This is a genomic window from Micromonospora inositola, assembly GCF_900090285.1.
GTDB classification, from domain to species: domain Bacteria; phylum Actinomycetota; class Actinomycetes; order Mycobacteriales; family Micromonosporaceae; genus Micromonospora; species Micromonospora inositola.
In genome coordinates this window covers 1660004-1686661 of the sequence record NZ_LT607754.1, presented here as the reverse complement: position 1 = coordinate 1686661, position 26658 = coordinate 1660004, and the positions used below count along the sequence as shown (strand labels likewise).

Sequence of the window (26658 nt, the reverse complement as noted above, 5' to 3'; positions counted from 1 at the left end):
CGGCATGTTCAACCTCGATGAACGACTGACCAACGGGCTGCACGGGATCGTCGACGGAGAACCGGACTCGACCCCGCCGACGGAGAAGCTGCTGGAGCTGGGCCGGCGGGGGCGCCGCCGGCGCTCCGGCGTCGCCGTCAGTGCCACCCTCGCCGTGCTGGCGCTCGGCGCGATCGGTACGGCCACCCTCGTGCAGCCGTCAACGCCGACCCGCCCGGCCGTCGGGGCGGAGGCCACCGCGTCGCAGGTCGCGTCGCCGCAGGTGGAGTTGGTGTCAGCGGTCACCGCCAGTGAGAACATCAGCTACCGGATCAAGGCCAGCATCACCGCCCGGAAGACCGCCGGGAAGTTCGAGGTGGCCGGCCGCCCGTACACCACGGAGGGCGCCTTCGATCCCGCCACCGACACCGGCTACCTGCGCTCCGAGGGCCATGAGGAGCGGTTGATCGACGGCGTGCGCTTCGTGCGCAGCCCGGGTGGGACCGACGGGCAGTTCGTGCAGGACGGTTCGGCCAGGTTCGATCGACTCGCCTATGACGCCCAGGTGCTGGACGGGGCCCTGAGCGGTTCGGCGGACCCGGAGAGCCTCTTCGACGTGCTGCGGCAGGCCGACGCCAAGATCACCAAGACCGGCGCCGGCACGTACCACTTCGTGGCCGCCAGCCGTGACGACGACGCGATCCAGTCGTCGACCACCACGTTCGTCGGCGACATCACGGTGGGCGCCGACCAGCGGGTGGCGACGGTGACCTACGAGTGGGCGACGCGCGGCCGGACCAAGCGTGCCCCGCAGAGCGACTTCGCCAAGAACATTCGGGTGACGCTCGAGTTGTCCGACTATGGCGCGCCGGTCAAGGTCGAACGGCCGACGAACGTGGTCGTCCTCAAGTAGCTCACCACGGCCGGGTGCGGTGGTCAGCCCGGGTCCGCGGACCGGCGGATTCCGACCGACGCAACGCCCCGACGGCCTCGCCAGGTTCGACCGGCGGGGCCGTCGGAGGCCGTGCCGGGGTCAGTCGGCGCCGTGGCGCCCGGCGCCGGCGGTGAAGCGGGCGGCGCCGGGCATCGCGTCGGTGATCAGGGACTCCATGCCGAAGGCCAGTTCGGTGGCCATCGCCTCCGGCTCCGGCAGGCCGGCGTTGGCGAGCAGCGCGGCCCGGTCGTTACGCAGGCAGGTCTGCGGGTGCCGGGCGATCTCGGCGGCCAGCCGCTCGGCCTCCGCCCGGGCCGCACCCGGCGCGACCAGCCGGTTGACCAACCCCATCGCGTACGCCTCCTCGGCGGGGACCGGCCGGCCGGTGAGAATCAGGTCCATCGCCCGGCTCTCGCCGATCAGCCGCGGCAGCCGTACCGTGCCACCGTCGATCAGCGGGACGCCCCACCGCCGGCAGAAGACCCCGAGCACCGCGTCGGACTCGGCGATCCGCAGGTCGCACCAGAGCGCCAGTTCCAGCCCGCCGGCCACGGCGTACCCGGAGATCGCGGCGAGCACCGGCTTGGACAGGCGCATCCTGGTGGGGCCCATCGGACCGTCGCCCTCCGGCTCGACCCGGTTGCCGCTCGGCGTACCGATGGCCTTCAGGTCGGCGCCCGAGCAGAACGTGCCGCCGGCGCCCCAGAGCACGGCGACCGCCGCGTCCGAGTCGGCCTCGAAGGCGCGGAACGCGTCGGCGAGCGCCCGGGCGGTCGGTCCGTCGACGGCGTTCCGGGCCGCCGGCCGGTCCAGGATCACCGTGGTCACCGGCCCGTCGTGCTCCACGCGTACGCCCATCGGGTCAGCATGCCCGCCGACGGCACCGGCACGCCAGGTTTCAGTCGGCGCCGTGCTGCCCTCGACGGGTCAGGTCAAGGCCCGCGCCCGCTACGAAGCTGATGACGTGAATGAATCGCTGGTGTCGGCCAGCCTCAGGCGCGCTCACGCAGCTCGGCGACGAAGGCTCGCCACGCGGCCGGAGTGAAGGTGAGGGCCGGGTCGGTCGGGTTCTTGGAGTCGCGGACCGCGACCAGGCCGGGGAGGTTGTCGGCGATCTCGACGCAGTTGCCGCCGTTGCCGCTGCTGCGGCTGCTCTTGCGCCATCGGGCGCCCGTCAGCTCCATGTCTCCGCCACTTCCGTGATGAGGTCGACCGACTGCCAGCGGGACAACGCCTCGCCGCGCACGTTCTCCCACGCGGCCATTATCGCCGCGATCTCATCGACCTCGCTAACCACTTGTCCCTGGAGCTGGTTGTCGAGGTACCCGGCGAGTCGGTGGTCCGGGCAGGCCGCGATCACGAAGGGGCCGTTCAGGCCGGCGTATGCGCCGACCGAGGACGGCACGACGTGGATCCGGACGTGCGGTTCGGCGCAGGCGGCCACCAGGGCGTGGAGCTGCTCGCGCATCGTCTCCGGACCACCGACGGGCCGGCGCAGAACTCCCTCGTCGATCACGGCCGTGAACTGCGGCGGTTCCTCTCGTCTGAGGATGCCCTGGCGGGCGAGCCGAGCCGCGATGTGTCGGTCGATGTCGGTCCTCGGCAGCATGCCGGCGCCGGTGAGAACAGCCCTGGCATAGGCCTCGGTCTGAAGTAGGCCCGGCAGAACGAGGGATTCAAACGACCGCAGCGACACCGCCTCGCGCTCGATCTCCTGCCATGGACGGAACCAAACTGGCTCACGACGTCTTGAAGTGTCCGGCCAAATGTCCCCGACATCCCGGCCCAGCACCTCCGCCGCTGACACCCGATGCCGGGGATGGGGGATCCGGCCCTCGCTGAGCCAGCGCCCCACGGTCTTCGGGTCCACACCCACTCGCTCGGCGAGCGATTCGGTCGTGTGCCCGGTCTCGCCGAGCGCCACCCGCAGCGCGTCGTTCACGGCCCTCCATCGGACGTCTCGAATATCCACCGACCATATAGCTACGCGGTGTATCTGTCCGATCACCGGAGGGAGCGTGTTGCGCAGGACGGCGCGGCCGGTGGAGGCGAGGAGCCCGGCGGTCGGCGCCCACGCCGGGGCCGCCCCGCCAACGACGTCGGAGCGGCCGCCTCGAACCTCTTCCGAAGGGACCCACCGTGCGTTTCCGGTTCTGGCGACACCAGCCCGAGAGGTCGATCCACGTACCTCGGCAGCGGACGCCGCTGAACGAGCGGCCGAGCTGGGCGACCCGGCCGACCGAGGTCTTTCCGACGACCGACCCGGGTCGCGCGGGCAACCTCACTCCGGTGCAGCGCTGGCGGGCCGGCGGGTGGCGGCGCGACGGCGGCCGGAGGTGAGCCGCCCGTCCCGGCCGCACCTGCCAATGCGCCCGCTGTGGCGCTGCCGGGGCTGCGGCGCGGAGTGGCCCTGCCAGCCGGCGCGACTCTCCCTACTGGTCGAGTACCGCGACGACCGGACCGCGCTGCTGGTCTACCTCGGCACCCTGATGGCCGAGGCCGGCGCGCAGTTGCCCCAGCTCAACGGCCACGCCGCGCCGGAGAATCTGACCGAGCGGTTCCTGTCCTGGGCGCGCGCCCGGTGACCGGCGCGGCGGCGGCTCCCGGCGGTCCGCGCCGACGGTCAGGCGCGGCGGGCCAGGGTGGCGCCGAGGGCGGCGCCCACCACGCAGCCCACCCCGAGCAGCTGCGGCCAGGCCAGCAGCTCGCCCAGGAGCAGCGCGCCGACCAGTGCCGCCACGGCCGGTTCCAGGCTGAGCAGCACCGCGAAGACCCGCGCCGGCAGCCGGCGCAGCGCGGCCAGCTCCGCCGAGTACGGCAGCACCGACGACAGCAGCGCCACCCCGAGCCCGAGCGCGAGGATCCGCGGGTCGAGCAGCTCCGCGCCGCCCGACGCCACCCCGAAGGGGAGTACGCAGAGCGCGCCCACCGCCATCCCCGCCGCCAGCCCCCGGGTGCCCGGCACGTGTCCACTCATCGCCTTGCCGAGCAGCACGTACCCGGCCCAGCCGACCGCGATCAGCGCGCAGAGCAGCAGGCCGACGGCGTCCACGCCGACCCCGCCGAGCCCGGCGAGCAGCAGCACGCCCGTGCCGGCCAGCGCCGCCCAGAGCACGTCGGTGAACCGGCGGCTGCCCAGCAGCGACACCAGCAGCGGGCCGGCGAAGCCGACGGTGACCGCCACCCCCAGCGGCACCCGTTGCAGGGCGGCGTAGAAGGCGAGGTTCATGGCCGCCATGGCCACCCCGAACGCCCCGACCAGCCCGGCCGCCCGCCAGCCCAGCCGCAGCCCCGGCCGGCTGGCCGCGAGCAGGACGAGCGCGCCGAGGCCGAGCCGCAGGGTGGTGGTGCCGCCCGGGCTGGTCGCGGTGAAGAGCTGCTTGGCAACCGCCGCGCCGACCTGGGTGGAGACCATCCCGAGCAGCATCAGCAGCGGCGGCGGTACGGCGTCCGGCCGGGCGAGGCCCGCGGTCAGCCGTACGGCCGTCGAGGCGCCCAGGGGGCGGGAGGCGTGCACGTACATGCGGCCACCCTGCCGCCCGGCCGACCCCCGGCGCCACCGATATCGACCGTCAGAACACCTCGTCCAGCGCCACCGTCCCCTCGACCGCCACCTGGTACGCCGACACCCGCCGCTCGAAGAAGTTGGTCAGCTCCTGCACGTCCTGCAGCTCCATGAACGGGAACGGGTTCGCCGACCCGTACGCCGGCGGCAGCCCGAGCCGGGCGAGCCGCGCGTCCGCGACGTACTCCAGGTAGCGGCGCATGTCAGCGGTGTTCATGCCCGACAGGCCGTCGCCGCAGAGGTCCCGGGCGAAGGCCAGCTCCGACGCGACCGCCTCGTCGAGCATGGCCCGCACCTGCGCGGCGATCTCGTCGTCGAAGAGGTCGGGTTCCTCCGCCCGGACGGTGTCCACCACCGTGAAGGCGAACTCCATGTGCATCGACTCGTCGCGGAACACCCAGTTGGTGCCGGTGGCCAGCCCGGAGAGCAGGCCGCGCGAGCGCAGCCAGTAGACGTACGCGAAGGCGCCGTAGAAGAACAGCCCCTCCACGCAGGCGGCGAAACAGATCAGGTTGAGCAGGAACGCCCGCCGGTCGGCCCGGTTCTCCAGCCGGTGCAGCGACCCGATCGAGTCGATCCAGCGGAAGCAGAACTCCGCCTTGTCGCGGATCGACGGGATGTGCTCGATCGCCGCGAACGCGCGGGCCCGCTCGGCGTGATCGGGCAGGTAGGTGTCCAGCAGGGTCAGATAGAACTGGACGTGCACCGCCTCCTCGAAGAGCTGGCGGGAGAGATACAGCCGGGCCTCGGGCGCGTTGACGTGCTGATAGAGGTTGAGCACCAGGTTGTTCGCCACGATCGTGTCGCCGGTGGCGAAGAACGCCACCAGGCGGTGGACCAGGTGCCGCTCGCCTTCGGAGAGCTTCGCCAGATCGGGTACGTCGGAGGCCAGGTCCACCTCCTCCACGGTCCAGGTGTTGCGAATTGCCGCCCGGAACCGCTCGTAGAAGTCCGGGTAGCGCATCGGTCGCAGGGTCAGATCCATGCCGGGGTCGAGCAGCATCCTCACTGGCAGGCCTCGCAGATCTCGGGGTTCTCCAGCGAGCAGGCGATCGCCTCGCCGTCGCCGACGGACAGGGTGAGCAGGGCCTGCGCGGCGGGTTTCGGCTGTGCCGGCAATGGCACGGCGGCCGGGGCCGTGGCGACGGTGGTCTGGGCGATCCGGGTGGCCGGGCGCGAACGCAGGTAGTAGGTGGTCTTCAGGCCGGCCCGCCAGGCGTACGCGTACATCGAGGAGAGTCGGCCGATGGTCGGGCTGGCCTGGAACAGGTTGAGCGACTGCGCCTGGTCCACGTACGGGGCCCGCGCGGCGGCCAGGTCGATCAGGGCCTTCTGCGGCAGCTCCCAGGCGGTGCGGTACAACGCCCTCAGCTCCGCCGGCAGGTCCAGTTCCCGCACCGAGCCGTCCGCCCGCTTGATCGCGTCCCGGGTCTGCGGCGTCCACCGGCCCAGCCGCTTCAGGTCGGTGACCAGGTGCCGGTTGACCTGGAGGAACTCCCCGGAAAGGGTCTCCCGCTTGAAGACGTTGGAGACCAGCGGCTCGACGCACTCGGAGCAGCCGGCGATCGAGGCGATCGTCGCGGTCGGGGCGATCGCCACCAGCAGCGAGTTGCGCAGCCCGTGTCGGGCGATCTTGTCCCGCAGCGCGGCCCAGGCCTCCGGGCGGGTGGGCCGGGCGTCCGGCCAGTGGTCCGGATGCAGCACCCCGTCCGCCGCCCGGGTCAGCGGGTACGCCGGATGCGCCCCGCGCGCCGACGCCAGATCGGCCGACGCGTCGTACGCGGCAAGGGCGATCTCCTCGGCGATCCGGGTCGACAGGGTCAGCGCCTCCGGCGCGTCGAACGGCAGCCGCAGCGCGGCGAGCACGTCGGCCAGCCCCATCACGCCCAGCCCGAGGGGCCGCCAGCGCCGGTGCGCGGTCGCGGCCTGCTCGGTGGGAAACCAGTTCCGGTCGATCGCCCGGTCCAGCGCCCCGACCGCCAGCCGGACGGTGCGCGCCAGTGCCGGGAAGTCGACGCCGGAGGCCGTGGGGCCGGACCCGGCGTCGGGCCCGGTGACCGGCATCAGGTGCGCGGCCAGGTTGATCGAGCCGAGGGTGCAGACCGCCGTCTCGTCGTCGCTGGTCACCTCGAGGATCTCGGTGCACAGGTTGGAGTGGTGCACCACCCCGCCGCCGTTGCCGACCTGGTTGCAGGTCCGGTTCGCTGCGTCCTTGAACGTCATCCAGCCGTTGCCGGTCTGCGCCAGGGTGCGCATCATCCGCGCGTACAGGCTGCGGGCCGGCAGCGTCCGCGCGGCCCGGCCCGCCGCCTCCGCGGCCCGGTACGCGGCGTCGAACTCGTCGCCCCAGAGGTCGACCAGCTCCGGCACCTCCTTCGGGTCGAAGAGCGACCAGTCGGCGTCCGCCTCGACCCGGCGCATGAACTCGTCGGGCACCCAGTTGGCCAGGTTGAGGTTGTGTGTACGCCGGGCCTCGTCGCCGGTGTTGTCCCGCAGCTCCAGGAATTCCTCGATGTCGGCGTGCCAGGTGTCCAGGTAGACGCAGGCCGCGCCCTTGCGCCGGCCGCCCTGGTTGACCGCCGCCACGCTCGCGTCCAGCGTGCGCAGCCAGGGCACGATGCCGTTGGATCGGCCGTTGGTGCCCCGGATCAGCGACCCCCGCGAGCGCACCCGGGACCACGAGATGCCGATCCCCCCGGCGAACTTGGACAGCTTCGCCACCTGCGTGTAGCGCTCGTAGATCGAGTCCAGCTCGTCGCGCGGCGAATCCACCAGGAAGCAGGAGGAGAGCTGCTGATGCCGGGCGCCGGCGTTGAACAGCGTCGGCGAGCTGGGCAGGTACGCCAACCGGGCCATGAGCCGGTACAGCTCGCCGGCCTCCTCGACGGTGTCCGACAGGCCGGTGGCCACCCGCAGCCAGAAGTGCTGCGGCCGTTCCAGCACCGCCCGGCTGTCCGGGTGGCGCAGCAGGTAGCGGTCGTACAGCGTGCGCAGCCCGAAGTACTCGAACGCGTCGTCGTGGGCGTGGTCGATCAGGCCGTCGAGGGCGTCGGCGTGCGTCGCGACGAAGCCGGCGAAGCCGGGGTCCAGCAGCCCTTCGGCGTACGCGGCCGTGACGCTGTCGCCGAAGCCGGTGATGCCCTGGGCGGTGGTCTCGTCGGCGATCCGCCCGGCGAGCAGGCGCGCGGCGAGCCGGGCGTACGCGGGCTCCTCGGCGATCAGGCCGCCCGCCGCCGCGATGGCCAGCTCGGTCAGCTCCGCCCCGTCGGCCCGGGCGGTACGCCCCGACCCGACCAGGGCGAGGATCCGGTCCGGGTCGGTGTCGGGCAGGTCGTGGTGGTGCCGGTGCAGCAGATTCCGCAGCGCGTCGACCGCGGGCGGGGAAAGGGTGGATGACGCCGTCACGTGCTCTCCTGAGTGGTCGGTGTGGACCCGCGGGAGGGCGCGACGGCACGCCGGATCGCCGCCGGTCGGTGTGCCGGCGGTGCTCCGTACGGCTCGACGGCCCTCCCACGAGGCCCCGAGGTGGTACGCGCGCCGGACGGCGCGCCCTGCTGGCAGGTCTTCGGACTCACGGGCCGACGCGTTTGCGCGTACGCCTACTGGCCGTCGCTTCCCAGGCCCCGTCGGGCCCAGTGCTTGATGACGGCGGTCGTTCCCGCTCACCGCTGCGGGGCAGTCCCGGATTCGCACCGGGTTCCCTGTTCGAACGCGACGCCTGGCGGGTGCCGCGCCTGGCTGACCTGTCGCCAGGTCGAACCAGCAGTGAAAGTGATCCTAGATGTAGTGGGTCGGGAAAAGCCAACACACCACATGCTGTGGGCGTGTCGTCCACGATGGCGAGTCACCCGGTTGTGTGTCCCGCCGCCCGGTTTGGGGCGGCTCCTGCCGGGAAGTCGGACCGGGTGCGTGAACTGCTGACGAAACTCGAACAGGCCTCCGCGCTGGACCGGGTGGGCGACCGGTTGCAGCGGATTGTCCAGGCCACCCTGCGTCCGCAGCGGGTCCGGGACGCGCTGCACGGCGTCTGGCTCGGCCACCCGCTGCACCCGGCGATGGTGCAGGTGCCGGTCGGCGCCTGGATCTCCGCTGCTGTGGTCGACCTGCTGCCCGGGCAGCGCCGGGCCGCCACCGCACTGGTTGGGCTCGGCACGCTCAGCGCGATGCCGGCCGCCGTGGCCGGGCTCAACGACTGGGCCGGCCTGACCCGCGACCAGCGCCGGGTCGGCCTGGTGCACGCAGCCTCCAACACCATCGGGGTGGCCCTCTACGCGGGCTCGCTGGCCGCCCGGCTGAACGGGCGGCACGGGCTGGGCAAGGCGCTGGCCTACCTGGGACTCTCCGCGGCGAGCACCGGGGCGTACCTGGGCGGGCACCTGGCGTACAAGCAGGGGGCGCAGACCACCCAGAGCGTCTCCGAGCTGCACCGGATCAGCGACGGCTGGCACTCGGTGGCGGACATGGCGACGCTGCCGCAGCGGCAGCTGGTCACCCGGGAGGTGGACGACGTCTCGGTGATCCTCTACCGGCACGGCGACGAGGTCACCGTGATGCTGGAACGCTGCCCGCACCAGAGCGGCCCGCTCGGCCAGGGCGAGGTGCAGGAGGTCGACGGCCACGACTGTGTGGTCTGCCCCTGGCACGGCAGCACCTTCCGGCTCAACGGTGGCGAGGTCATGCACGGGCCGTCCGCGAACGACCAGCAGATCCTGCCGACCCGGGTGGTCGACGGGGTCCTGGAGACCCGCCTGCCCTGACGGCGGCCGACGACCGCCGCGTGCCGCGCCGGGGTCGAAGACCCAGTCCCGCCCCTGGGCCTGTGGTCGCAAGCTCCGGGTGGCGGATCGGCCGGTTACCGTTGCCGGTGTGCGGGCGGAGGCGGGCGAGACGATCGGCTTCTCGGTGCTCGGCTCGATCAGGGTCGTCCGCGCCGGCGCCGAGCTGCGTCTGGGCGCCCGCCAGCAGCGCCTGGTGCTCGCGTTGCTGCTGGCCCGGGCCGGTTCACCGGTCTCCCTGGCCGAGCTGGTCGACCTGCTCTGGGACGAGGAGGCTCCGGCCAGCGCCGCGAACGTCGTGCACCGGCACGTCGGGGTGCTCCGGCGGCTGCTCGAGCCCGGCCTGGCCACCCGGTCGGCGGGCCGGCACATCCTCCGGGAGCTCTCGGGCTATCGGCTGCGCGCCGACGAGGAGTCCCTTGACCTGCTGAAGTTCCGGTCGCTGAGCCGGCTGGCCGGCCGGAGCCTGCAGGACGGCGACCCGGAGTCGGCGCTGCGGCATTCCCTCGACGGGCTGCGGCTGTGGCGCGGCCGGTGCGCCGCGGGCCTGGAACCGGCCTCCCGCCTGCATCCTGCGTTCCTCGCCGTGGAGGCCGAACGCGCCCAGGCCGTGCGCGAGGCCGCCGACGCCGCCGAGCGCTGCGGCCGGCTGGGCGCGGTGCTGGCGCCGTTGCGGCACGCCGCCGAGCAGCACCCGCTCGACGAGTCGCTGCAGAGCCGGTTGCTGCTCGCGCTCGCCGCCGACGGCCGCCAGGCGGAAGCCGTCGAGATGTACCGGGTGGTGCGCCGCCGGCTCTCCGACGACCTGGGCATCGATCCGGGCGAGGAGCTGCGGGAGGCGTACGACCGGCTGCTGCACCAGCGCACCCGGCCGGCGCGTACCGAGTCGCCGTCGCCACTCCCCCGGCCCGCGCAGCTGCCGCCGGACCTGCCCTTCTTCAGCGGCCGGGACGACCTCATCGCCGAGGCCCGCGCGGCGGTCGCGCGTCCGGGCGGGCCGGCGGTGCTCGCGATCGACGGCATGCCCGGGATCGGCAAGACCGCCCTCGCCGTCCACCTCGCCCACGAGTTCGCCGCCGGCTACCCGGACGGGCAGCTGTATGTCGACCTGCGCGGATACGACGGGCGGGAGCCGGCGATGAGCCCGGCCGAGGCGCTGCGCGGGTTCCTCGGCTCGCTCGGGGTGCCCCAGGAGGGCATTCCCGCCGAGCTGCACGCCCAGGCGGGCATGTACCGCAGCAGCCTTGCCGGCCGGCGCCTGCTGATCGTGCTCGACAACTGCCGGGACGCCGAGCAGATCCGGCACCTGCTGCCGGGCAGCCCCGACTGTCTGGTGATCGTCACCAGCCGCAGCCGGCTCAGCAGCCTGCTGACCACGGCCGGCGCCCACCCGTTGCCGGTCGACCTGCCGAGCCTCGACGAGGCCCGCGCGGCGCTCCTCGGGCCGCTCGGCGCCAGCCGCGTCGCGGCGGACCCGGCCGCGATCGACGCCATCATCGCCAGCTGCGGGCGGCTGCCGCTCGCGCTGGCCGTGGTGGCCGCCCGAGCGGCGAGCCTGCCGCGGACGCCACCGGCGCAGATCGCCGCCGAGCTGGCCCAAGCGCCCGGGAGCCTGGACGGCTTCGACGGCGACGACCCGCAGACCGGCCTGCGTGCCGTCTTCTCCTGGTCCTACCAGGCACTCTCCGCCCCGGCCGCCCGGCTCTTCCGGCTGCTGCCGATCCATCCCGGCCCCGACATCTCGATCGCCGGGGCGGCGGGCCTGGCCGGCGTCCCGCTGCGGACCGGGCGGGCGCTGATCGGCGAGCTGAGCCGCGCGCACCTGATCAGCGAGGACCTGCCGGGCCGCTACCGCACCCACGACCTGCTGCTGGCCTATGCCGCGGAGCTCGGCGAGGAGAACGACAGCCCGGCCGAGCGCGCCGCCGCGGAGCTGCGCTGCCTGCAGTTCTACCGGGCCACCTGCTATCAGGCGCACCGGCGGCTGCTGGCCTCCGAGTACCACCCGATGATCGAGCCGGGGCCCGGCGAGACCCCGCTGCGCTTCGCCGGCCACGGCGACGCCATGCGCTGGTTCACCGCCGAGCGGCAGGTCCTGATCGCGCTGGTCGGCCGGGCCGCCCGGCAGGGCCGGCACACCGACGCCTGGCAGCTCGCCCTGGGCATGCAGCACTTCTTCGACCGCAGCGGCCGGTGGGCCGACTGGACGGCGACCGGCGAGGTGGCCCTCGGGGCCGCCCGGGCGGGCGGCGACCTGGTCGGGCAGGCCCGGATGCACCGCAGCCTGGCCGGGGCGGCCTACTTCCGGCGCGAGCACGAGACCGCGGTCGGGCATCTCGACCAGGCGCTCGTGCTGCTCGCCCGGCTCGGCCTGCACGGCGAGATGACCCGGGCCGCGATCAACCGGGCGATGATCCTGGGCGCCCAGGGGCGACACGAGGAGGTCGTCCGGGCGCTTTCCGCGGCGCTGGGGCCATGGGCGGCCGGAGACGACAAACTGCTCGCGGACGCCCTGGTGATCATGGCCGCGAGCAACGCCGAACTGGGCCGGGAGGAAGAGGCCGTGCGCTGCGCCGAGCAGGCGATGGCGCTGTCGCGCGGAGCGCAGTACAGGCTGGGCATCGCCGAGGCGTGGGAGGTGCTCGGCCAGGTGCATTCCGCCCGCCGGGAGCTCGGCAAGGCGGTCGACTGCTGGCGCGAGGCGGCCGTCGCCTACCAGGAGGCCTCGGCGTCGGCGCCGGCCGCGGAGGTGCTGGCGCTGCTCGGCGACGCCCTCGCCGCCGCCGGCGACCAGGACGCCGCGGTGCGGGCGTGGCAGGAGGCGCTGGCCCTGATCCCGTACGCGCAGACCCGGACCGGCCGGCGGCTGGCCGGCCTGCTCGCAGCGGTCACGTCGCGTCCGTGACCGATTGCGATCGGCGACGGCACTCGATCCGCACTTACCTGTCAGTCCATTCGCATCGATCGTCCCTAGGCTCGTGCCTCAGTCACCGTTGCTCCTGCCTATGGGGGAGATGTCGTGCTGCGGGCACCCGACGGATCAGCGGCCGGCCGGGCCGAGCGCATGACCGCGCTGCATGCGGACCACGCCCGTGCCGTGCTGCGTCTCCTGCTCGTGCTGACCCGCGACCAGCGGCAGACCGCCGAGGATCTGCTCCAGGAGACGATGCTGCGGGCCTGGCGGCACCTCGACTCGGTGCCGGCCGAGCCCGATGCCGCCCGCCGGTGGCTCTTCACCGTCGCCCGGCGGCTCGTCATCGACGGCGTCCGGCTGCGGCGGGGCCGCCCGGCCGAGGTCCATCTCGTCGACATGACCTGGATTCCCGCGGGTGACGACACCACCGGCACCGCGCTGGCGTCGCACGCCATCCGGCACGCGCTCGGCCGGCTGAGCCCGGCGCAGCGCAGTCTGCTCTCCGAGGTCTACCTGGTCGGGCGGTCCCCGGCAGAGGTCGCGGGCCGGCTGGGAGTGCCGATCGGCACGGTGAAGTCCCGGACCCACTATGCGCTGCGCGCTCTGCGCACCGGCCTCGAGGCGGCCTGAGCAGGGACGACTCCGCCCGGCCGGCGATCCGGCCGCTGAGCCGAAGCTCACCGTGCCGCAACGCGCGCCCGGGGCCCTGGCATGCTATGGCGATCGTGGCAACCAGCCCTGTATGGATCGCATCAAGATGACCAGCCCGCTCTCTTTCGCCGTTCTCGGCCCGGTGCGGGCCTGGCGCGGCCAGTCCGAAATCAACCTGGGCACCCGGCAGCAGCGGCTGATCCTGGCGTTGCTGCTCGCCCGGGCCGGCGGCGCGGTCAGCGTCGCCGAGCTCGTCGACCTGCTCTGGGAGTCCGACCCCCCGCCCAGCGCGGTAAATGTGGTGCACCGGCACGTCGGGATGCTCCGGCGGCGCTTCGAGCCGGGCCTGCCGACGCGGGCAGCGGGCTCGGTGCTGATCCGCGACGGCGCCGAATACCGGTTGCGGATCGACCGGGAGTCGCTCGACCTGCTGCGTTTCCGGCGCCTGGTCGCCCAGGCCGGTGGCAGCTCCGGCGAGCCGGCCATCGAGCTCTACCGGGCGGCGCTGGCGCTGTGGCGCGACCGGTGCGCCTCGGGGCTGCAGGCCGCCGGCCGGGCCCATCCGGAGTTCGTCGCTGTCGACGGCGAGCGGTTCGCGGCCGTCCGGGCAGCGGCCGACGCCGCCTTGCGGGCCGGGTGCGTCCACGCGGTGCTGCCCGCGATCCGGCTGGCCGCCGAATACGAGCCGCTGGACGAGGCACTGCAGGCGCGGCTGCTGCTCGCGCTCGCCGCGGACGGCCGGCGGGCCGAGGCCCTCGCGGCTTATGCCGACATCGAGCAGCGGCTCGCCGACGAGCTCGGCATCCAGCCGGGCGGCGACCTGCGCGCGGCCCGGGACAGCCTGCTCGACCACGACGCCCCGGCCGACGGCTCCAGGTCGCGGCGCGGCGTCAGACCGGCCTTCATTCGGCCCGGAGCGCCGCCCAGCGGCGCGGAGGCCGAATTATGGCCGCCAGCCGAGCTGGAGTTGTCGCAGCCGACCCGGGCCGAGCCGCCGGCACAGTTGCCGGCCGACCACCCCTACTTCACCGGCCGCCGGGGCGTCCTGGCCGCCGCGGAGGAGCTGCTGGCCGGAGACCGGCGGACCACCGCGCTGGTCATCGACGGAATGCCCGGCGTCGGGAAGACCACCTTCGCGGTGCACCTGGCCCACCAGCTGGCCGCCCGCTACCCCGATGGGCAGTTGCACGCGGACCTGCGCGGTTTCGACTCCGGCGACTCGGTGATGACACCGGCGGAGGCGCTGCGCGGCTTCCTGCGATCCCTCGGGGTCGCGCCGGCCGCCATCCCGGCCGAGCTGCACGCCCAGGCCGGCCTCTACCGCAGCATCCTGGCCGAGCGCCGGATGCTGATCCTGCTCGACAACTGCCCCGACTGGGACCAGATCCGGCACCTGCTGCCCGGCGCCGGCGGCAGTCTCGTCATCGCCACCAGCCGCCGCCGGATCACCGGCGTGGCCGGCCCGGCGGGCGCCCACCCGCTGCACCTCGACCTGCTGACCGACGCCGAGGCCCGCGAGCTGCTCACCCGCCGGCTCGGCGACGCGGCGGCCGCCGACCCGGCCGCCGTCGACGAGATCATCGCGCGGTGCGGCCGGCTGCCGCTGGCCCTGGCGCTGGTCGCCACCCGCAGCGTCGGCCGGCCCGGGCTCAGCCTGCCCGCGGTCGCCGATGAGCTGGCCGAGGCCGACGGCCGGCTGGCCGGCTTCGGGGACGCACACGCCGATCTGGAGGCGATCTTCTCCTGGTCCTACCGGGCCCTGACTCCCGAGGCAGCCCGCCTCTTCCGGCTGCTGCCCTTGCACCCGGCCGGGGAGCTGAGCACGGAAGCGGCGGCCGCCCTGGGCGGCCTGTCCCTGCGCTCCGCCCGCGGCCTGCTCGCCGAGCTCGGGGCGCAGCTGCTGGTCCAGCCCGGCGACGGCCGGTGGCGGATGCATGATCTGCTGCGCGCCTACGCCGTGGAGCTCGGGGAGGAGCACGACGACGCGGCCGAGCGGGACGCTGCCATCGAACGGGTCTACGACTATTACCAGCTCAGTGCGTACGCGGCGCATCTGCCCTTGCTGCCGCAGGTGCCGCTGCCGGAGCCGGAGCCGTCCGAGCGCGGCGTCACCGGGCGCGGCTTCACCGGCCGGGCCGACGCGATGGCCTGGTTCGCCGCCGAGCAGCGGGTGCTGACCGACATCGTCGCGCGGGCCAAGGAGCGCGGCCGGCCTCGCACGGCCTGGCAGATCGCGTTGGCCCTGCAGAACTTCTTCCAGGACACCGCGCAGTTCAAGCAGTGGGCGGCAGCGGTGAGCACCGGCCTCGCCGCGACCGGGGACGACCCCGCCGCCCAGGCCCTGCTGCACCGCAGCCTCGCCGGCGCATGCTACTTCCTGGCCGATCTGGACCGCGGGCTGTCGCACCTGCAGCACGCCCGAGCGATTTTCGACCGGCTCGGCCGGCGCACCGAGCAGGGCCACGTGGAGAACAACTTCGCCGAGATCCGGCTGGACCAGAGGCGCTACCACGAGGCGATCCGGCATGCCGAGGCCGCGCGGGCGCTCTTTCGCGCCGAGGGCAATGTGCGGGGCGCCACCAACGCCCTGCTGGCCATCGCGCGGGCACAGGGCTGGCTCGGCCGGCACGCCGAGGCGCTGAGCATGTTCGTCGAGGCGCGGCGGCAGTTCGAGGCCCTCGGCGACCTGCACGGGGTGGGCACCACGCAGGCCTGGCTGGCGCACACGTACTCGATGATCGACGACCTGCCGCACGCGGTGGCGCTCTGGCAGCAGGCGATCGACACCTTCCGCGGCGCCCGGGCCCCCCACCACACCGCGGAGGTGCTGGTCTCCATCGGCGACTTCCACTCCGCCAACGGAGACCCGGCCCTGGCCGGGCAGGCGTGGAGCGAGGCCCTCACCGAGCTCGACGGGACGGACTCGCCGATGGCCCGGCGGATCCGCGACCGGCTGCTCTGGCACCGGTGACCCGGACGCGGCGCCGGTGGGCGCCGCGTCCGGGGCCCACCCTCAGTACCGGTAGGCGCGGATGATGGTCTGCTTGACCGTGTTACCGCTGGTGTCCGTCGCGGCGGCCCGCAGCGAGACGAAGCCGGTGCCGGTCGGGTTGCGCACCCAGGCGACCGCCTTCTCGCCGGACCGCCGCACGGTCAGCTGCTGCCAGGTCTCGCCGTCGTCGAAGGACGCCTCGACGGTCAAGGTCCTGGTCCGGCCCGGCGTCGCCCCGACCTGACGGTCGAGCGAGACCGGGATCGCGAACAGCCGGTCGGCCGGCGCCCGGTTGTCGATGTCGAGCTCCGGGGTGAACCGGATCGCCGTCATCGGCAGCTTCACCAGTTCGCCGTCGCTCACGTGCCCGGACTTGAAGGTCCACTCCGCGTCGACCACCGTCGACAGGGTGAACGCCGGGTCGCTGCGGAAGGTCGCGGCCAACCGGTAGTCACCCGTCTCCGCAGGCACGTCCCACACCCACGGCGCCTGGTTCGCGTCGCCGACCTTGACCCCGTTGCGGTAGAGGCTCACCTGCGCGCTGCCGCCGCGAACAAACCGGAAGCCCATGTGCCCGGTGCCGTCGCCGTGCAGCGGCCCCGGCCCGCCCATCGTGTCACCCCAGTAGCGGGTGGCGAACTGCTGACCGAAGTTCGGCTCCGGGAAGACCGGCCCGGCCACCGCGTTGGCCCACTTCACCGTGTACGTGCGCCCGGGCTGGAAGCTGGTCCACGCCGACTCGTAGTACGTGTACCGCCGCTGGAACGAGGTCGACTGCCACACCGCCTGCTTGTCCTGGTTGTAGTACTCGGTGATGGTGCTCGGCGCGTCGTAGCTGAAGCTCGGCGGGGCGTTGCGCTCGTCGCGGTAGATCGGCGAGTTGCCGGGCGCGTGCGCGACCGCGGTCCGCGAGACCGGCACGCCGGCCACGTCCGCGCTGATCTGGGAGCGGACCGTGGCGAAGTCGCCCGCACGCAGCTTGCGGGTCAGCCCGGTCATCATCTTCTCCGGCTCGTAGAGGTAGACCCGGTAGACGTACGGGCTGTTGTGCAGGCCGCCGTCCTGCACCTGACCCCACATCCCGTTGACGTAGGAGACGAAGCCGGGCGTCCTGCCGGCCCCGATCTGCGCGGTGCGCAGGTGGTCGAAGGGGATGCCCATCAGCACGCCGAACGGGTCGTTGCTGCCCCAGATCTGCGGCTGCTCGGTCCGGATGGTCCAGCCGAACTCCTGATGGACCGCGGTGGCCTTCGGGTTCGGCACCGACACCGCGATCGGCTTCGCCAGGCGGGCGTCCATGGTGAGCGCCTGGTCCGTGGTCAGATCGAGGCTCGGGCGCATCAGCGACGTGATGTGCGGGAGGAACGGGTCGCCGGTCAAGAGGTAGGTCTGGACCAGGTAGCGGCCCGCGCGAACCCGGTACGTGGTGGTCGCGGGGTCGCCGAACACCATGATGGTCTGCCGGTCCAGGTCGGTCAGGACGGTCACCCAGCCCTGCTCGGGCGTGGGCGCTCCGCCGTCCGGCCCGACGAGCTTGAGGCTCAGCTGGTGGCGGGCGACGTCGAGCGCGACCGGGGTCTGCACCTGCACGCCGTCGCCGGTGGCGGTCACCTCACCGCCGAAGTAGCGGTCGGGCAGGTCGGCGCCGGCCTGGACGTTGACGGTCACGGTGGCCGTGCCGCCGGCCGGGACCGTCACCGAGGAGGCGCTGAGGCTGAACAGGCCGGCCGGCGCCGGGGCGCCGTCGGCGTCCTTGGCGTCGAGGGAGACAGCCAGGGTGAGGGCGGAAGAGCCGCTGTTCGCGTACGTGATCGTGCTCTTCTGCGCAGCGGTGGTCCGCTCGAAGGCGACGCTGACCGGGCTCGCCGTGACGGTCTGCTGGATCGCCCGGGCGACGTCGAGGAAGCCCGCGCCCTGCTCGTAGACACCGATGGCGGCGCTCGGCTGCGCGGCCGCCATCAGCGTGGACTTGATTCGCTCAGGCGCCCAGTCCGGGTGCTGCTGGGTCAGGATCGCCGCCGCGCCGGCCACGTGCGGGGTCGCCATCGAGGTGCCGGAAAGGCTGGTGTACTGCGGGTTCTCGCCGGCCGGCCACAGGTCGGAGGTCGAGCTGCGGGCGGCGACGATGCCGACGCCGGGCGCGGTGATGTCCGGCTTGATGCCGGCGTCGCCCGCGCGCGGACCCCGGCTCGAGAACTCGGCCAGCTCGCCCGTCTTGGTCACGGCGCCCACGGTCAGCGCCTCGGCCACGTCGCCGGGGGAGTTAACCGTGGACTCACCGGCCTCGCCGCTGTTGCCCGCGGCGACGACGAAGAGCACGCCGTAGCGGTGGGTGAGATCGGCCAGGGCCGCCTCGATCGGGTCGGTGTCCGGGCTGTCCGGGCCGCCGAGGCTCATGTTGGCGACCTTGACGCCCTGCTGCGCCGCCCAGGTCATGCCGGCCACGATCGCCGACTCCGGGCAGCCCACTTCGGTGCAGACCTTGGCGCTGTACAGGGTCGCGCCGGGCGCCATGCCCTTGTAACGGCCCTGCGACGCGGCCGCGCTGCCGGCGATGGTGGAGGCGACGTGGGTGCCGTGGCCGACCCGGTCGAGGGTGTCCGGGTCGGCGGTGAAGTTCTCCGCGGCGGCGACGCGGCCGGCCAGGTCGGGGTGGGTCTGGTCGATGCCGGTGTCGATCACGCCGACCTTCACCCCCGTTCCCGTCCAGCCGGCCTGCCAGGCCTCCGGCGCGCCGGTCAGCGGGACGCTGACGTCGAGGGTGGGGTGGCGCAGCCCGTCGAGCCAAATCTTGTCGAACCCGGCCCGCAGTTGCCGCTCGGTGCCACTCGCGGCGGAAGTGAGGTTGTTCCAGAAGGACACCGCGTCCGCGCGGCTCTCCGCGACAGCGCTCGCCCCGGAGAGCTCCCGGGTGGTCCGGGCGCCGGCGAGGCCGGCGGGGGCGGCGCCGCTGTGCTGGACGATGAGCGGCAGGGTGGCCCGGGTGTCGTCGTAGCCGAAGCCCACCAGCATCGAGACGTCGAAGAGCCGCTCGTCGAGCTTGCCCCGGTTGAGCAGGCCGACGGCGTCGGCGGGGATGACCCGCACGTCCTCGCCGGCGCTGTGGGTGATGAACGGGATCCGTTCCCGTCCCTTGCCCGGCACGACGTCGACAGCCGTCCGGCCGTCCACAGTGCTGACGTGGACGGTGTCGCCGGTGAGCAGAGTGACCGTCCGGGGCTTGGACGCGACCGCGGGTGTGGTCGCTGGCTTCGCGGCCCGGGGCTGCGCCGACGCCGGCGAACCGCCCGGAGCCACCGCCGAGACGCCCAGCACCAGCAGTGCCAGCGCCGATATCTTTCGAACTGATCGCATCATTCTCCCTGGATGAACGCGAGAGGTATCCGGGTGTTCCGGACGTGACCGGCGGGTGAAAGTTCATCCCGAGTGACCTGGGTCACTGCCGCTGAACCGGTGCAGGGCCCGCACGTCTGGACCGCCGAGCCCCCATCCACATGGCTGCATACCTGCTCGCGCACCCGAGCGGGCCGAGAAGGCCGGTGCTCGCGAATCGCTGGTTCCTGCCCTGGTCGGCACCGCCCTGAGCGGCACGCCGGCCGCGGCCGCTTCCCTACCGGGTGCCCCGGCTGGGGCTGCGGCCGGGCGAGAATCGAGCCCGCCACCGCGAACGCTGTCATCCGGCAGAGCTGCGGCCCGGCGGACACCTGCAGGTGGGACGCGGCTGGCGGGTGGTCGGCCGCCGAGTGCGGTGTGGGTTCGGCGATTGTTGCGGGCGTGTGGTCAGCCGGGCAACGGCGCACGTCGGGCGGCTTCTGAGGAGTACGGCTTGGCGTAGGCCCATTCCTCGGTGAGGGTGCGGTGGAAGCGTTCCACCTTGCCGTTGGTCTGGGGTCGGTAGGGGCGGGTCTTCAGTCGACGATGTCGCGGCGCTGACCCGGCTGGGCGGTCACGCCGGACATCCGCTCGACCACCGCCTCCAGCGCCTCGAAGGCGTACGCCCAGTTGTGGCACTTGAAGCTGCGCAGCCCCTCGATGGGGGTCCGACAGTCGGCGCAGTACACCCCGGGGATCGCGTCCGGCACCTCGGTGTTGACGTACTTGCGCTCGCCGAGGATCACCCGGGCGATCATCGCCGGGTCGTGCACGCCGTGCAGCGCCGACGCGACGATGTCGTACCAGTTGACCCGCCGGCCGCACTTCGGGCAGTCCGGCTCGTCGCCGCTGACCCAGAGGGGCGCGCCGATGGTGCGCGCCGGCATCCCGAGCAGCTTCTCCAGCCGGCGTACGTCCGGCTCCGGCGTCGTCCAGCGGTGCCTTCCCGGCAGCGAGGCGGGCGAATCGTAGACGGCGCGGAACACGACCGGATCCACCTCCACGGTCTCGCGCTTGCTGGTCATGCGGTACCTCCTCGACGCTCGGTGGCACCACCGTCCTACCAGGTGGACGGGGTGCGCAGCCGGATCAAGGACACGACACGCACCCCGCTGGCACCCAGCCGAGCTGGACGTACGACCCGCGGTCCACGCCCAGCCGGGCCGGTCGTGGCGTCGGCTGATCCCGCGTCCGTGGGCGCGAGCATGCGCGACGGAGCGTCAGGAAGCCACTTCCAGGGTCGCCAGCGTTTCGCGCAGCCATTTCAGCTCGGTACGCGTCGTTGAGGTAGCGATGGTGAACAGCCCTTGCCGGAAGCGGTCGTCGAAGTCGGCTGCGCGCAGCGGGCGGTCGCCGTCCCAGAAGAAGCTGGCCGGCTGGGTGAGGAAATGCAGCCGGCGCCGCAGCACGGCGGCCTGTGCGGCCGGGTCGTCCAGGTGGCGCAGGAAGGCCAGCAGGGTGAACCACCGGTTCTCGTCGGTGATGAACAGCTCGTCGGGTTCGCGCAGCCGGTCGAGCAGCGCCTTCCTGCCTGCGTCAGTCAGCGACAGCATGTGCCGGGGTGCGGCGATCTGGCCGGGCTGGAGTTCGCGGGTCAGCAGCCCGGCGGCTTCCATGCGCTTGAGCAGCGGGTAGAGCGTGCCGTCGGCGATGGGGCGCACGTGCCCGGTCAGGGCGGCGATGCGCTTGCGCAGGTCGTAGCCGTGCAGCTGCTTGTCGTAGAGGAATCCGAGGATCGCCAGTTCCAGCATGACCTGGATCATACCCCCTTGCCAAGATACCTTGCCTCCGAGGTATCGTCTGGGTCATGCATAGCGCTCAGGTGCTTCCCGACGGTTCCCGCCTACGCTGGGTGGAGATCCCCGGCGCCCAGCCCACCCGCGTCTACGTCCATGGCCTCGGCGCAAGCTCGGCGCCCTACTACGCCGAGGCAATCGCGCACCCGGCCCTGGGCGGCCACCGCTCGCTCATGATTGACCTGCTGGGCTTCGGGATCAGCGACCAGCCGGCAGACGCCGCGTACACCTTGGAGATGCACGCGGACGTCTTGGCCCGCGCGCTGGAGCAAGCCGCGGTGGGTGAGGCCGACGTCGTCGCGCACAGCATGGGCGGTGCGGTGGCGATCACCCTGGCCGCGCGCCACCCGCAGCTGGTACGCCGCCTGGTGCTCGTCGACGCCGTCCTCGACCCGGTGCACCCGCTGCCGACGGTCAAGCGCCCGGGCAGTTCCGGCATCGGCGTCTACCGCACCGAGAAGGAGTTCCTCGATCACGGCTGGGACGAGACGCTGGAGTTCATCGGGCCGGAGTGGGCGGCCACCATGCGGCTGGCCGGGCCACAGGCGCTCTACCGCAGTGCCATCAATATGCTGAGCGGCACCGTGCCCACCGTCCGGGAGCGGCTCGACAAGCTGACGATCCCGCGCGCGCTCCTCTATCCGGCAGCCGACGGACCGCGCTTCGACACCGACCGGCTGGCGGCGGCAGGCGTCGAGGTGGTGGCGATCCCCGACTGCGGACACAACATCATGCTCGACAACGTCGAAGGCTTCGCCGTTGCAGTGGAGGCGGCGCTGCGCGACTAGAAGCAGCCGCCGTGCGAGGTGTGAATATCCTGCGAGGTGGCCGGATGTGGCAGAGTCCGCGCATTCCAGCGAGTTCAGGGCCGATATATCTTCGTGGTGGGCCGTCAGGGACTCGAACCCTGAACCCCGCCGCCTCCGCGGCGCCGCCGACGAAGGGTTCGCCCTCGCCGACGCGTGGTTCGCCTTCCACCCCCGGCTCGTCGAGGTTTACAGACAGCTCGACGTGCGGGGGACAGCGGCCTTGGCGGCGCCACCTACTCGAGCGCGTCGGGCGGTTCCGCCCTGATTCCGTGGTGGTCCAGCCACAAGGTTGTCGGCCATGCTGCAATGGGCACGGATCGGGCACGACGCCTGAGAACCTCGAAAAGTGCTATGCGTGACCAACACCGTCCTCGCGACAATGGCGCGTGACCAGCACCGTCCCGCGCAGACAGACCTGGACCGTCGCCCCAGCCAACGTCAGCTCAATCGAGGCGGCTGCTCTGCTCCGGGACTATCTCATCGATGTCAGCGACCTGTAGTGGGATCGTCGGGCTTGGGCTTGATGCAGGCGTGTCGCCAGCCTGACCAGTGCAAGGCTGTGCTCGTGATCAGTTCGCGTCGATGTTTCCTGGCTGCAACTCAGAGACCGCTCAGTCGCCGGCGATGCGACGGTCCTTGCGGTGTCGCTGACGCGACGCCACGTAGATGCCGGTGGAGCCGGAGATGAGGATGACCGTCAGGACGAGGAGGGCGTATTCGACCTGTGCGAGTTTGCGCATGGCGACCAGGGTCGCCGCCAGGAGGAAGCAGATCCCGAAGCCTTTGAGGGAGTTCACCTGTGATGCTGCCTTACTTCCATGCCGACACGGGCGTGAAATAGGACTTGAGGAGGGATGACAGCAGCCAGTACATGCGTACGACCGTGTAGACCAGTTCGGGAATGAGCAGGGCCTCGACCAGCATCGCCTTCCAGCCGAGGTTGCGTACCATCACCGCGGGGTAGATGACCCAGAACGCGAACAGCACCCAGAAGATGGGCTGTTGCGCGAAGCCGTTCGCGACGGCGGTGGCCAGTTGGGTGGCCCCCCAGCCGATGAGGTACACGACGCCGAGCAGCCCGAGGATCATCGACGCGATCGAGTGCCAGGTGAACTTGGTCCAGCCACGGGCGCGCAGGGCGTCCACGGTGCCACGCACCCAGCGCTGACGTTGTTGCAGCAGCTCACGCAGCGTGGGCATGAGATCGGTGTACGCGATGCACAGCTGGTTCGCGGTCACCTTCCAGCCGCATTCCTTGAGCGTCAGCGTCGTTTCGTAGTCCTCGACGAGGTTGCGGTGGTCCTCCCAGAACACCGCGCCGCGCTTGTCGATGACCGACTGCAGGGCCACACCCCGGTAGAAGGATCCGGCGCCCGACATGGTGTGCACGTCGGTCTGGAAACGGGCGTTGGCGGCGCGGCCGTACTCGATGATCTGCATGCCCAGCAGGAATCTCTGCCAGGGGTTGCGCCACAGCCCGGTGCGGCCCAGACAGACGGCGCTGACGCCGCCGATCTCGGGGTCCGAGGTGATCACCTTGCGGGCCCGTTCGATGAACTTGTGGTGCAGTTCCGTGTCGGCGTCCATCACCAGGACGTGCTGGACCGGGTCCAGCCGCCCGCCGACCCGCTGGCTCAACCAGGCGATGCCGTAGTTGAGGGCACCGGCCTTCTTGTGCTCGTTCTCGCGCATCAGCAGGACGTCGGTGCGCGGTGTGCGAGGATCGGCGGCGAACTGCCGGGCGAAGTGTTCCGTCTGGTCGGTGGAGTTGTTGACGACCACGACGATCCGGTCGGGGCGCCACGTCTGCCGGGCCAGGGAGTTCAGGGAGGTGAGGATCCCGACTTCCTCGTTGCGCGCCGGGATGATGGCGACGATGTCGTGCAGCGTCGGGCCGCTGGGCTTCGGAGTGCCGTGGTGTCTCCAGCGGAGACCCTGCAGGATGGCGGTCTTCTCTAGCCCCGCTTCGCCCATGATGTTGTGTGACACGAGTTCCCCGCTCGATGATCATCGTCCAGGCCGGGCTGTCGCGGTCTGGAGCAGGAGAAACATAGCCGACGTGATCAACTCGATGGGCCTCCTTTCGGGCCTGTTCAGCTGCCCGTTTGGCTGATCCGCAGCGGAGGGACCGCCCACGAGGTCGGCCGGGCATGTCTCCCGTCCTGCGGGATCACGACGCAGCCCGGCGTCGGTAGGATGACGCGCGTTTGTCTAGACGCCCCCTGCCAGCGCTTCCTGTTACGCGGGCGTCGAGTCGTCAAGGAGCTTCTATGGGCCGGTCGCGTTCCCGTTCCCCTCACCGTTGGCCCAGCCTGCTCATGGCCATGGTGGTGGTGCTCGGTGCCGGGGTTGCGCTTTACGGCGTGTGGCGGACGAACGCCGACCGGCCCGCTGACGAGAATTCACTGCTGACCGTCCGGTACCGGACGGAGACCCCCGCCACTGCCCCGGTCGGCAAGCCGTGGCTGGAAGTGATCAACACATCCAGCCAGCCGGTGGCGCTGCACAAGGTGACGCTCCGGTACTACTTCAGCGACGACGACAGTGCCGGTTACGCGGCCAACTGCCTGCAGACGACCCTCCAATGCTCGAACGTCACCCAGGTCGTCAGGGCGATGTCGAATCCAGCCCCCACCGCCACTCACTACCTGCAGGTCGGCTTCACCTCCGCTGCCCGCACGCTGGCACCTGGCCAGACCAGCGAGGGCATCGGGCTGCAGCTGTACCGCCTCGACCGCGAGGACCTGGATCAGGCCGACGATCGCTCGTTCGATCCGACGCTCACCCACTACGCGCCCTCGACACGCGTGACCGGCTATGTCGACGGTGTTCTCTTCTGGGGGCAGGAACCCGGTGCCGCTCCACCGGCAGCTTCCCCCCGACCCTCGAACGCGTCGGCCCTGACCGCGCCGGCCGGAACTCTCTTCGACAACTTCCACTACACCGACGCCGCCGATCCGGCGGTAACCGCCAACGGGTGGCAGGTCCGCACCGACGGCGGCGGGCCCGGGATTGCCGGCACCTGGTCAGCCGACGCCATCAACTTCCCTGCCAACCGAAAGGCGCAAGGCGGGCAGGTACTTCAGTTGCAGGTCACCACCGACGGCACCCGGCAAGGCACCCGGCAAGCCGAGCTCATCGGCATAGACAACACCTTCTTCACCGGCACCATCGCCGCACGAATCCACTTCACCGACAAACCCGCCGACGGTCGCAACGGCGACCACATCATCGAATCCTTCTGCATGATCTCGCCGAAGTCGACCTCTGAGCGCTACACCGAACTCGACTTCGAGTACCAGCCCAACGGCGGCTGGGGCGCCCCCGGTCCCAAACTCGACACCACCAGCTGGCGTAGCGCCACACCCGGCGACCGCACCACACGCGCTCTGCATCGCACTCTCGCCGGGTGGCACACCCTGATGATCACTGCAGTCCACGGCAAGGTCACGTACTCCATCGACGGCCGACCGGTCTTCCACAGCAGCGGCAAGACCTTCCCCCGCGAACCCATGCGGATCCACCTCAACACGTGGCTGATCGACCTGCCCTTCGCCGGCGAGCGAACCTGGAACATGCAGGTCAACTGGATCTACTCGGTAGACGGCAAGGCAGTAAGCGTGGCGGAGGTGCAAAGCGCCGTCGACGGCTTCTACAGCAACGGAATCAACTACATCAACACGACAACCCGTCAGTAGGGGACGATCAGCCCTACGCCATCACCGAGCACGCCGGAGAGTGCCGGGGGCCACTGTGACGGCCGGGTAGCCCCTCCTGTTGGAGGGGCTCCTTTCCTGGGCTGTTGGCCACGATCTGGGCGATCCTCAACCAGGCCGGAGCGACCCGCCCGGAAGCATCCTCGCGCTCCGGGTCCGGCGATTCACCTGAACCGGGTCGGTCCGTCGGCTGCCGTTCCGTCAGACAAAGCAACGGGCTATCGGAGATGGATCGAGAGCCACAAGAGACCCTGACGTCGGGGATTGATCAGCTTTCCAGCGCCTGCAGCAGACCGTGCACATCTCCGGTCGGCTGGCTGGGCTCTTGCCTCTTCGGGTTCGTCTGCAACCCGAAGTCGCTCCAAGCCGCGCGGACCTTGCCCAGCTTCGGCGCGAGGGTGTCCAGCGCGATGACGAACTCGACCAGTCGGCCCCCATCGTCGACGGCTGCGGTGAACGGGACTGCCTTGAGCTTGTCGCCGAACTCGTGGCGCAGGTTCTCATCCGCGTACGAAGTCGCCATCAGGTCAATCGTGCCGGTGAACAGATGCCGCCCGTTGGCTGGGCCCCCGCCGTCCCGCCGCACACTCACTACGGCGTCGACCAGCCGATGGGAACCACTCGGGTCATCGTTTGGCATGACGTCCAGGTAACTCCCGGCCGGCACCTTCGACCTAGGCAACCGGAAGCTCGTCTTGAAGCTGACACCAGGCACACCCAGCTCACTGAAGTAGACGTCGTCCTCAAACACCGTCACAAAGAGCTGCCGGCCGGTCTTCGGAAAGTCGACAATCATGGTGCCGGTCCGGGTCCGCGGATCGGCCACCCCCTTACCGGAGATGCCCGCCTTCTCAAGAGTGAGCCTGAAGCTTTGCTCGGTGATCCCCCGGGCGGCGGCAGCCAGTTCCGGCCGGGCATCGGCCTGCTGACCGACCTTCGGCGTGTCAGCGTGGCTACTTTCCGTACCGCAAGCAGCGGCACCGAAGGTGAGCATGGCACCGAGAGCGACAACGGAGGCCATCAGCTGGCGGGCGTTCATGGCGAAAATCACCTCAGGGACGAAAGAGGGAGACAAGCCACATGGGCCTGTGACGCGACGCGCAGCATATCCGGACGTGTCAGCGGTGCAAGACCCTCTGGTTGAGACGATCCTTC

Annotated in this window: 20 protein-coding genes, 1 pseudogene and 1 riboswitch; of the genes and pseudogenes, 8 read left to right on the top strand and 13 right to left on the bottom strand. The window is 71.8% G+C overall.

Annotated features, from left to right (window positions below):
- The first annotated feature begins 4 nt into the window (after positions 1-4).
- A complete protein-coding gene (locus tag GA0070613_RS08090; RefSeq protein ID WP_089011729.1) occupies positions 5-892 on the top strand; it encodes a hypothetical protein in 888 nt (295 codons plus the stop codon).
- A 120-nt stretch (positions 893-1012) separates the two neighbouring features.
- On the opposite strand, the gene GA0070613_RS08085 is transcribed toward GA0070613_RS08090, so the two are convergent.
- From GA0070613_RS08085 to GA0070613_RS08075, 3 genes are all read right to left on the bottom strand, one after another.
- Complete coding sequence (locus GA0070613_RS08085) at positions 1013-1771, bottom strand: crotonase/enoyl-CoA hydratase family protein (RefSeq protein WP_089011728.1); 759 nt, start codon at positions 1769-1771, stop codon at positions 1013-1015.
- Between the two features lie 134 nt (positions 1772-1905).
- Entirely contained in the window at positions 1906-2097 is a 192-nt protein-coding gene (locus tag GA0070613_RS08080) for a DUF397 domain-containing protein (protein ID WP_089011727.1), read from the bottom strand.
- On the bottom strand, positions 2088-2855 hold the full coding sequence (locus GA0070613_RS08075; RefSeq protein WP_089011726.1) for a helix-turn-helix domain-containing protein: 768 nt from the start codon (positions 2853-2855) through the stop codon (positions 2088-2090). The genes GA0070613_RS08080 and GA0070613_RS08075 overlap by 10 nt, the downstream gene beginning before the upstream one ends.
- Before the next feature lie 394 nt (positions 2856-3249).
- Between GA0070613_RS08075 and GA0070613_RS08065 the strand changes: the two genes are divergently transcribed.
- Entirely contained in the window at positions 3250-3498 is a 249-nt protein-coding gene (locus GA0070613_RS08065) for a flavin reductase (protein WP_231929710.1), read from the top strand.
- A gap of 38 nt (positions 3499-3536) precedes the next feature.
- Here GA0070613_RS08065 and GA0070613_RS08060 read toward each other — a convergent pair whose 3' ends face one another.
- The 3 genes from GA0070613_RS08060 to GA0070613_RS08050 are packed head-to-tail and all read right to left on the bottom strand — an operon-like array spanning position 3537 to position 7883.
- A complete protein-coding gene (locus GA0070613_RS08060; RefSeq protein WP_089011723.1) occupies positions 3537-4436 on the bottom strand; it encodes an EamA family transporter in 900 nt (299 codons plus the stop codon).
- 49 nt (positions 4437-4485) lie between these two features.
- On the bottom strand, positions 4486-5481 hold the full coding sequence (locus GA0070613_RS08055; RefSeq protein WP_089011722.1) for a ribonucleotide-diphosphate reductase subunit beta: 996 nt from the start codon (positions 5479-5481) through the stop codon (positions 4486-4488).
- A gap of 2 nt (positions 5482-5483) precedes the next feature.
- On the bottom strand, positions 5484-7883 hold the full coding sequence (locus tag GA0070613_RS08050) for a ribonucleoside-diphosphate reductase subunit alpha (protein ID WP_089011721.1): 2400 nt from the start codon (positions 7881-7883) through the stop codon (positions 5484-5486).
- A gap of 154 nt (positions 7884-8037) precedes the next feature.
- A riboswitch (cobalamin riboswitch) is annotated at positions 8038-8181 on the bottom strand.
- Positions 8182-8383: 202 nt separating this feature from the next.
- Between GA0070613_RS08050 and GA0070613_RS08045 the strand changes: the two genes are divergently transcribed.
- The 4 genes from GA0070613_RS08045 to GA0070613_RS08030 all read left to right on the top strand — a co-directional run bounded on the left by GA0070613_RS08045 (position 8384) and on the right by GA0070613_RS08030 (position 15789).
- Positions 8384-9235 carry a Rieske 2Fe-2S domain-containing protein gene (locus tag GA0070613_RS08045; RefSeq protein ID WP_089011720.1) on the top strand — a complete coding sequence of 284 codons (852 nt, stop codon included), beginning with the start codon at positions 8384-8386 and terminating at the stop codon, positions 9233-9235.
- A 109-nt stretch (positions 9236-9344) separates the two neighbouring features.
- Positions 9345-12158, top strand: a complete 2814-nt coding sequence (locus tag GA0070613_RS08040) for an AfsR/SARP family transcriptional regulator (protein WP_172875770.1) — start codon at positions 9345-9347, stop codon at positions 12156-12158.
- 114 nt (positions 12159-12272) lie between these two features.
- Positions 12273-12797, top strand: a complete 525-nt coding sequence (locus tag GA0070613_RS08035) for a sigma-70 family RNA polymerase sigma factor (RefSeq protein ID WP_157746295.1) — start codon at positions 12273-12275, stop codon at positions 12795-12797.
- Positions 12798-12909: 112 nt separating this feature from the next.
- Positions 12910-15789 carry an AfsR/SARP family transcriptional regulator gene (locus GA0070613_RS08030; RefSeq protein WP_172875769.1) on the top strand — a complete coding sequence of 960 codons (2880 nt, stop codon included), beginning with the start codon at positions 12910-12912 and terminating at the stop codon, positions 15787-15789.
- 42 nt (positions 15790-15831) lie between these two features.
- Here GA0070613_RS08030 and GA0070613_RS08025 read toward each other — a convergent pair whose 3' ends face one another.
- The 4 genes and pseudogenes from GA0070613_RS08025 to GA0070613_RS08010 form a co-directional block, all read right to left on the bottom strand.
- Positions 15832-19164, bottom strand: coding sequence for a S8 family serine peptidase (locus GA0070613_RS08025; protein WP_089015819.1), 3333 nt, complete (start codon positions 19162-19164; stop codon positions 15832-15834).
- Between the two features lie 357 nt (positions 19165-19521).
- Positions 19522-19731: pseudogene (locus tag GA0070613_RS08020) on the bottom strand (integrase core domain-containing protein); the annotation flags it as partial.
- A complete protein-coding gene (locus GA0070613_RS08015) occupies positions 19719-20207 on the bottom strand; it encodes a hypothetical protein (RefSeq protein ID WP_089011716.1) in 489 nt (162 codons plus the stop codon). The pseudogene GA0070613_RS08020 and the gene GA0070613_RS08015, both read right to left, overlap by 13 nt.
- Before the next feature lie 195 nt (positions 20208-20402).
- Positions 20403-20933: a PadR family transcriptional regulator gene (locus GA0070613_RS08010; RefSeq protein WP_089015818.1), complete on the bottom strand. Its 531-nt coding sequence runs from the start codon at positions 20931-20933 to the stop codon at positions 20403-20405.
- A gap of 101 nt (positions 20934-21034) precedes the next feature.
- On the opposite strand from GA0070613_RS08010, the gene GA0070613_RS08005 reads away from it, so the two are divergent.
- On the top strand, positions 21035-21766 hold the full coding sequence (locus tag GA0070613_RS08005; protein WP_231929709.1) for an alpha/beta fold hydrolase: 732 nt from the start codon (positions 21035-21037) through the stop codon (positions 21764-21766).
- Positions 21767-22398: 632 nt separating this feature from the next.
- Here the strand turns inward: GA0070613_RS08005 and GA0070613_RS08000 are convergent.
- Together GA0070613_RS08000 and GA0070613_RS07995 are read right to left on the bottom strand one after the other, a co-directional pair.
- Complete coding sequence (locus GA0070613_RS08000; protein ID WP_089011714.1) at positions 22399-22584, bottom strand: hypothetical protein; 186 nt, start codon at positions 22582-22584, stop codon at positions 22399-22401.
- A 13-nt stretch (positions 22585-22597) separates the two neighbouring features.
- Positions 22598-23776, bottom strand: a complete 1179-nt coding sequence (locus tag GA0070613_RS07995; protein WP_157746294.1) for a glycosyltransferase family 2 protein — start codon at positions 23774-23776, stop codon at positions 22598-22600.
- A 329-nt stretch (positions 23777-24105) separates the two neighbouring features.
- Between GA0070613_RS07995 and GA0070613_RS07990 the strand changes: the two genes are divergently transcribed.
- On the top strand, positions 24106-25485 hold the full coding sequence (locus tag GA0070613_RS07990; protein WP_197699061.1) for a cellulose binding domain-containing protein: 1380 nt from the start codon (positions 24106-24108) through the stop codon (positions 25483-25485).
- A gap of 286 nt (positions 25486-25771) precedes the next feature.
- Here GA0070613_RS07990 and GA0070613_RS07985 read toward each other — a convergent pair whose 3' ends face one another.
- The gene (locus GA0070613_RS07985) at positions 25772-26554 is read right to left on the bottom strand and encodes a hypothetical protein (RefSeq protein ID WP_089011712.1); all 783 of its coding nucleotides are present in this window, start codon (positions 26552-26554) and stop codon (positions 25772-25774) included.
- Between the last annotated feature and the right edge of the window lie 104 nt (positions 26555-26658).

Excerpts from the sequence above, each read along its gene's own strand:
- GA0070613_RS08090 (WP_089011729.1), top strand. The coding sequence starts at position 5 with ATGTTCAACCTCGATGAACGACTGACCAACGGGCTGCACGGGATCGTC.
- GA0070613_RS08085 (WP_089011728.1), bottom strand. The coding sequence starts at position 1,771 with ATGGGCGTACGCGTGGAGCACGACGGGCCGGTGACCACGGTGATCCTG.
- GA0070613_RS08080 (WP_089011727.1), bottom strand. The coding sequence starts at position 2,097 with ATGGAGCTGACGGGCGCCCGATGGCGCAAGAGCAGCCGCAGCAGCGGC.
- GA0070613_RS08060 (WP_089011723.1), bottom strand. The coding sequence starts at position 4,436 with ATGTACGTGCACGCCTCCCGCCCCCTGGGCGCCTCGACGGCCGTACGG.
- GA0070613_RS08055 (WP_089011722.1), bottom strand. The coding sequence starts at position 5,481 with ATGCTGCTCGACCCCGGCATGGATCTGACCCTGCGACCGATGCGCTAC.
- GA0070613_RS08030 (WP_172875769.1), top strand. The coding sequence starts at position 12,910 with ATGGATCGCATCAAGATGACCAGCCCGCTCTCTTTCGCCGTTCTCGGC.
- GA0070613_RS08025 (WP_089015819.1), bottom strand. The coding sequence starts at position 19,164 with ATGCGATCAGTTCGAAAGATATCGGCGCTGGCACTGCTGGTGCTGGGC.
- GA0070613_RS08015 (WP_089011716.1), bottom strand. The coding sequence starts at position 20,207 with ATGACCAGCAAGCGCGAGACCGTGGAGGTGGATCCGGTCGTGTTCCGC.
- GA0070613_RS08010 (WP_089015818.1), bottom strand. The coding sequence starts at position 20,933 with ATGCTGGAACTGGCGATCCTCGGATTCCTCTACGACAAGCAGCTGCAC.
- GA0070613_RS07990 (WP_197699061.1), top strand. The coding sequence starts at position 24,106 with ATGGCCATGGTGGTGGTGCTCGGTGCCGGGGTTGCGCTTTACGGCGTG.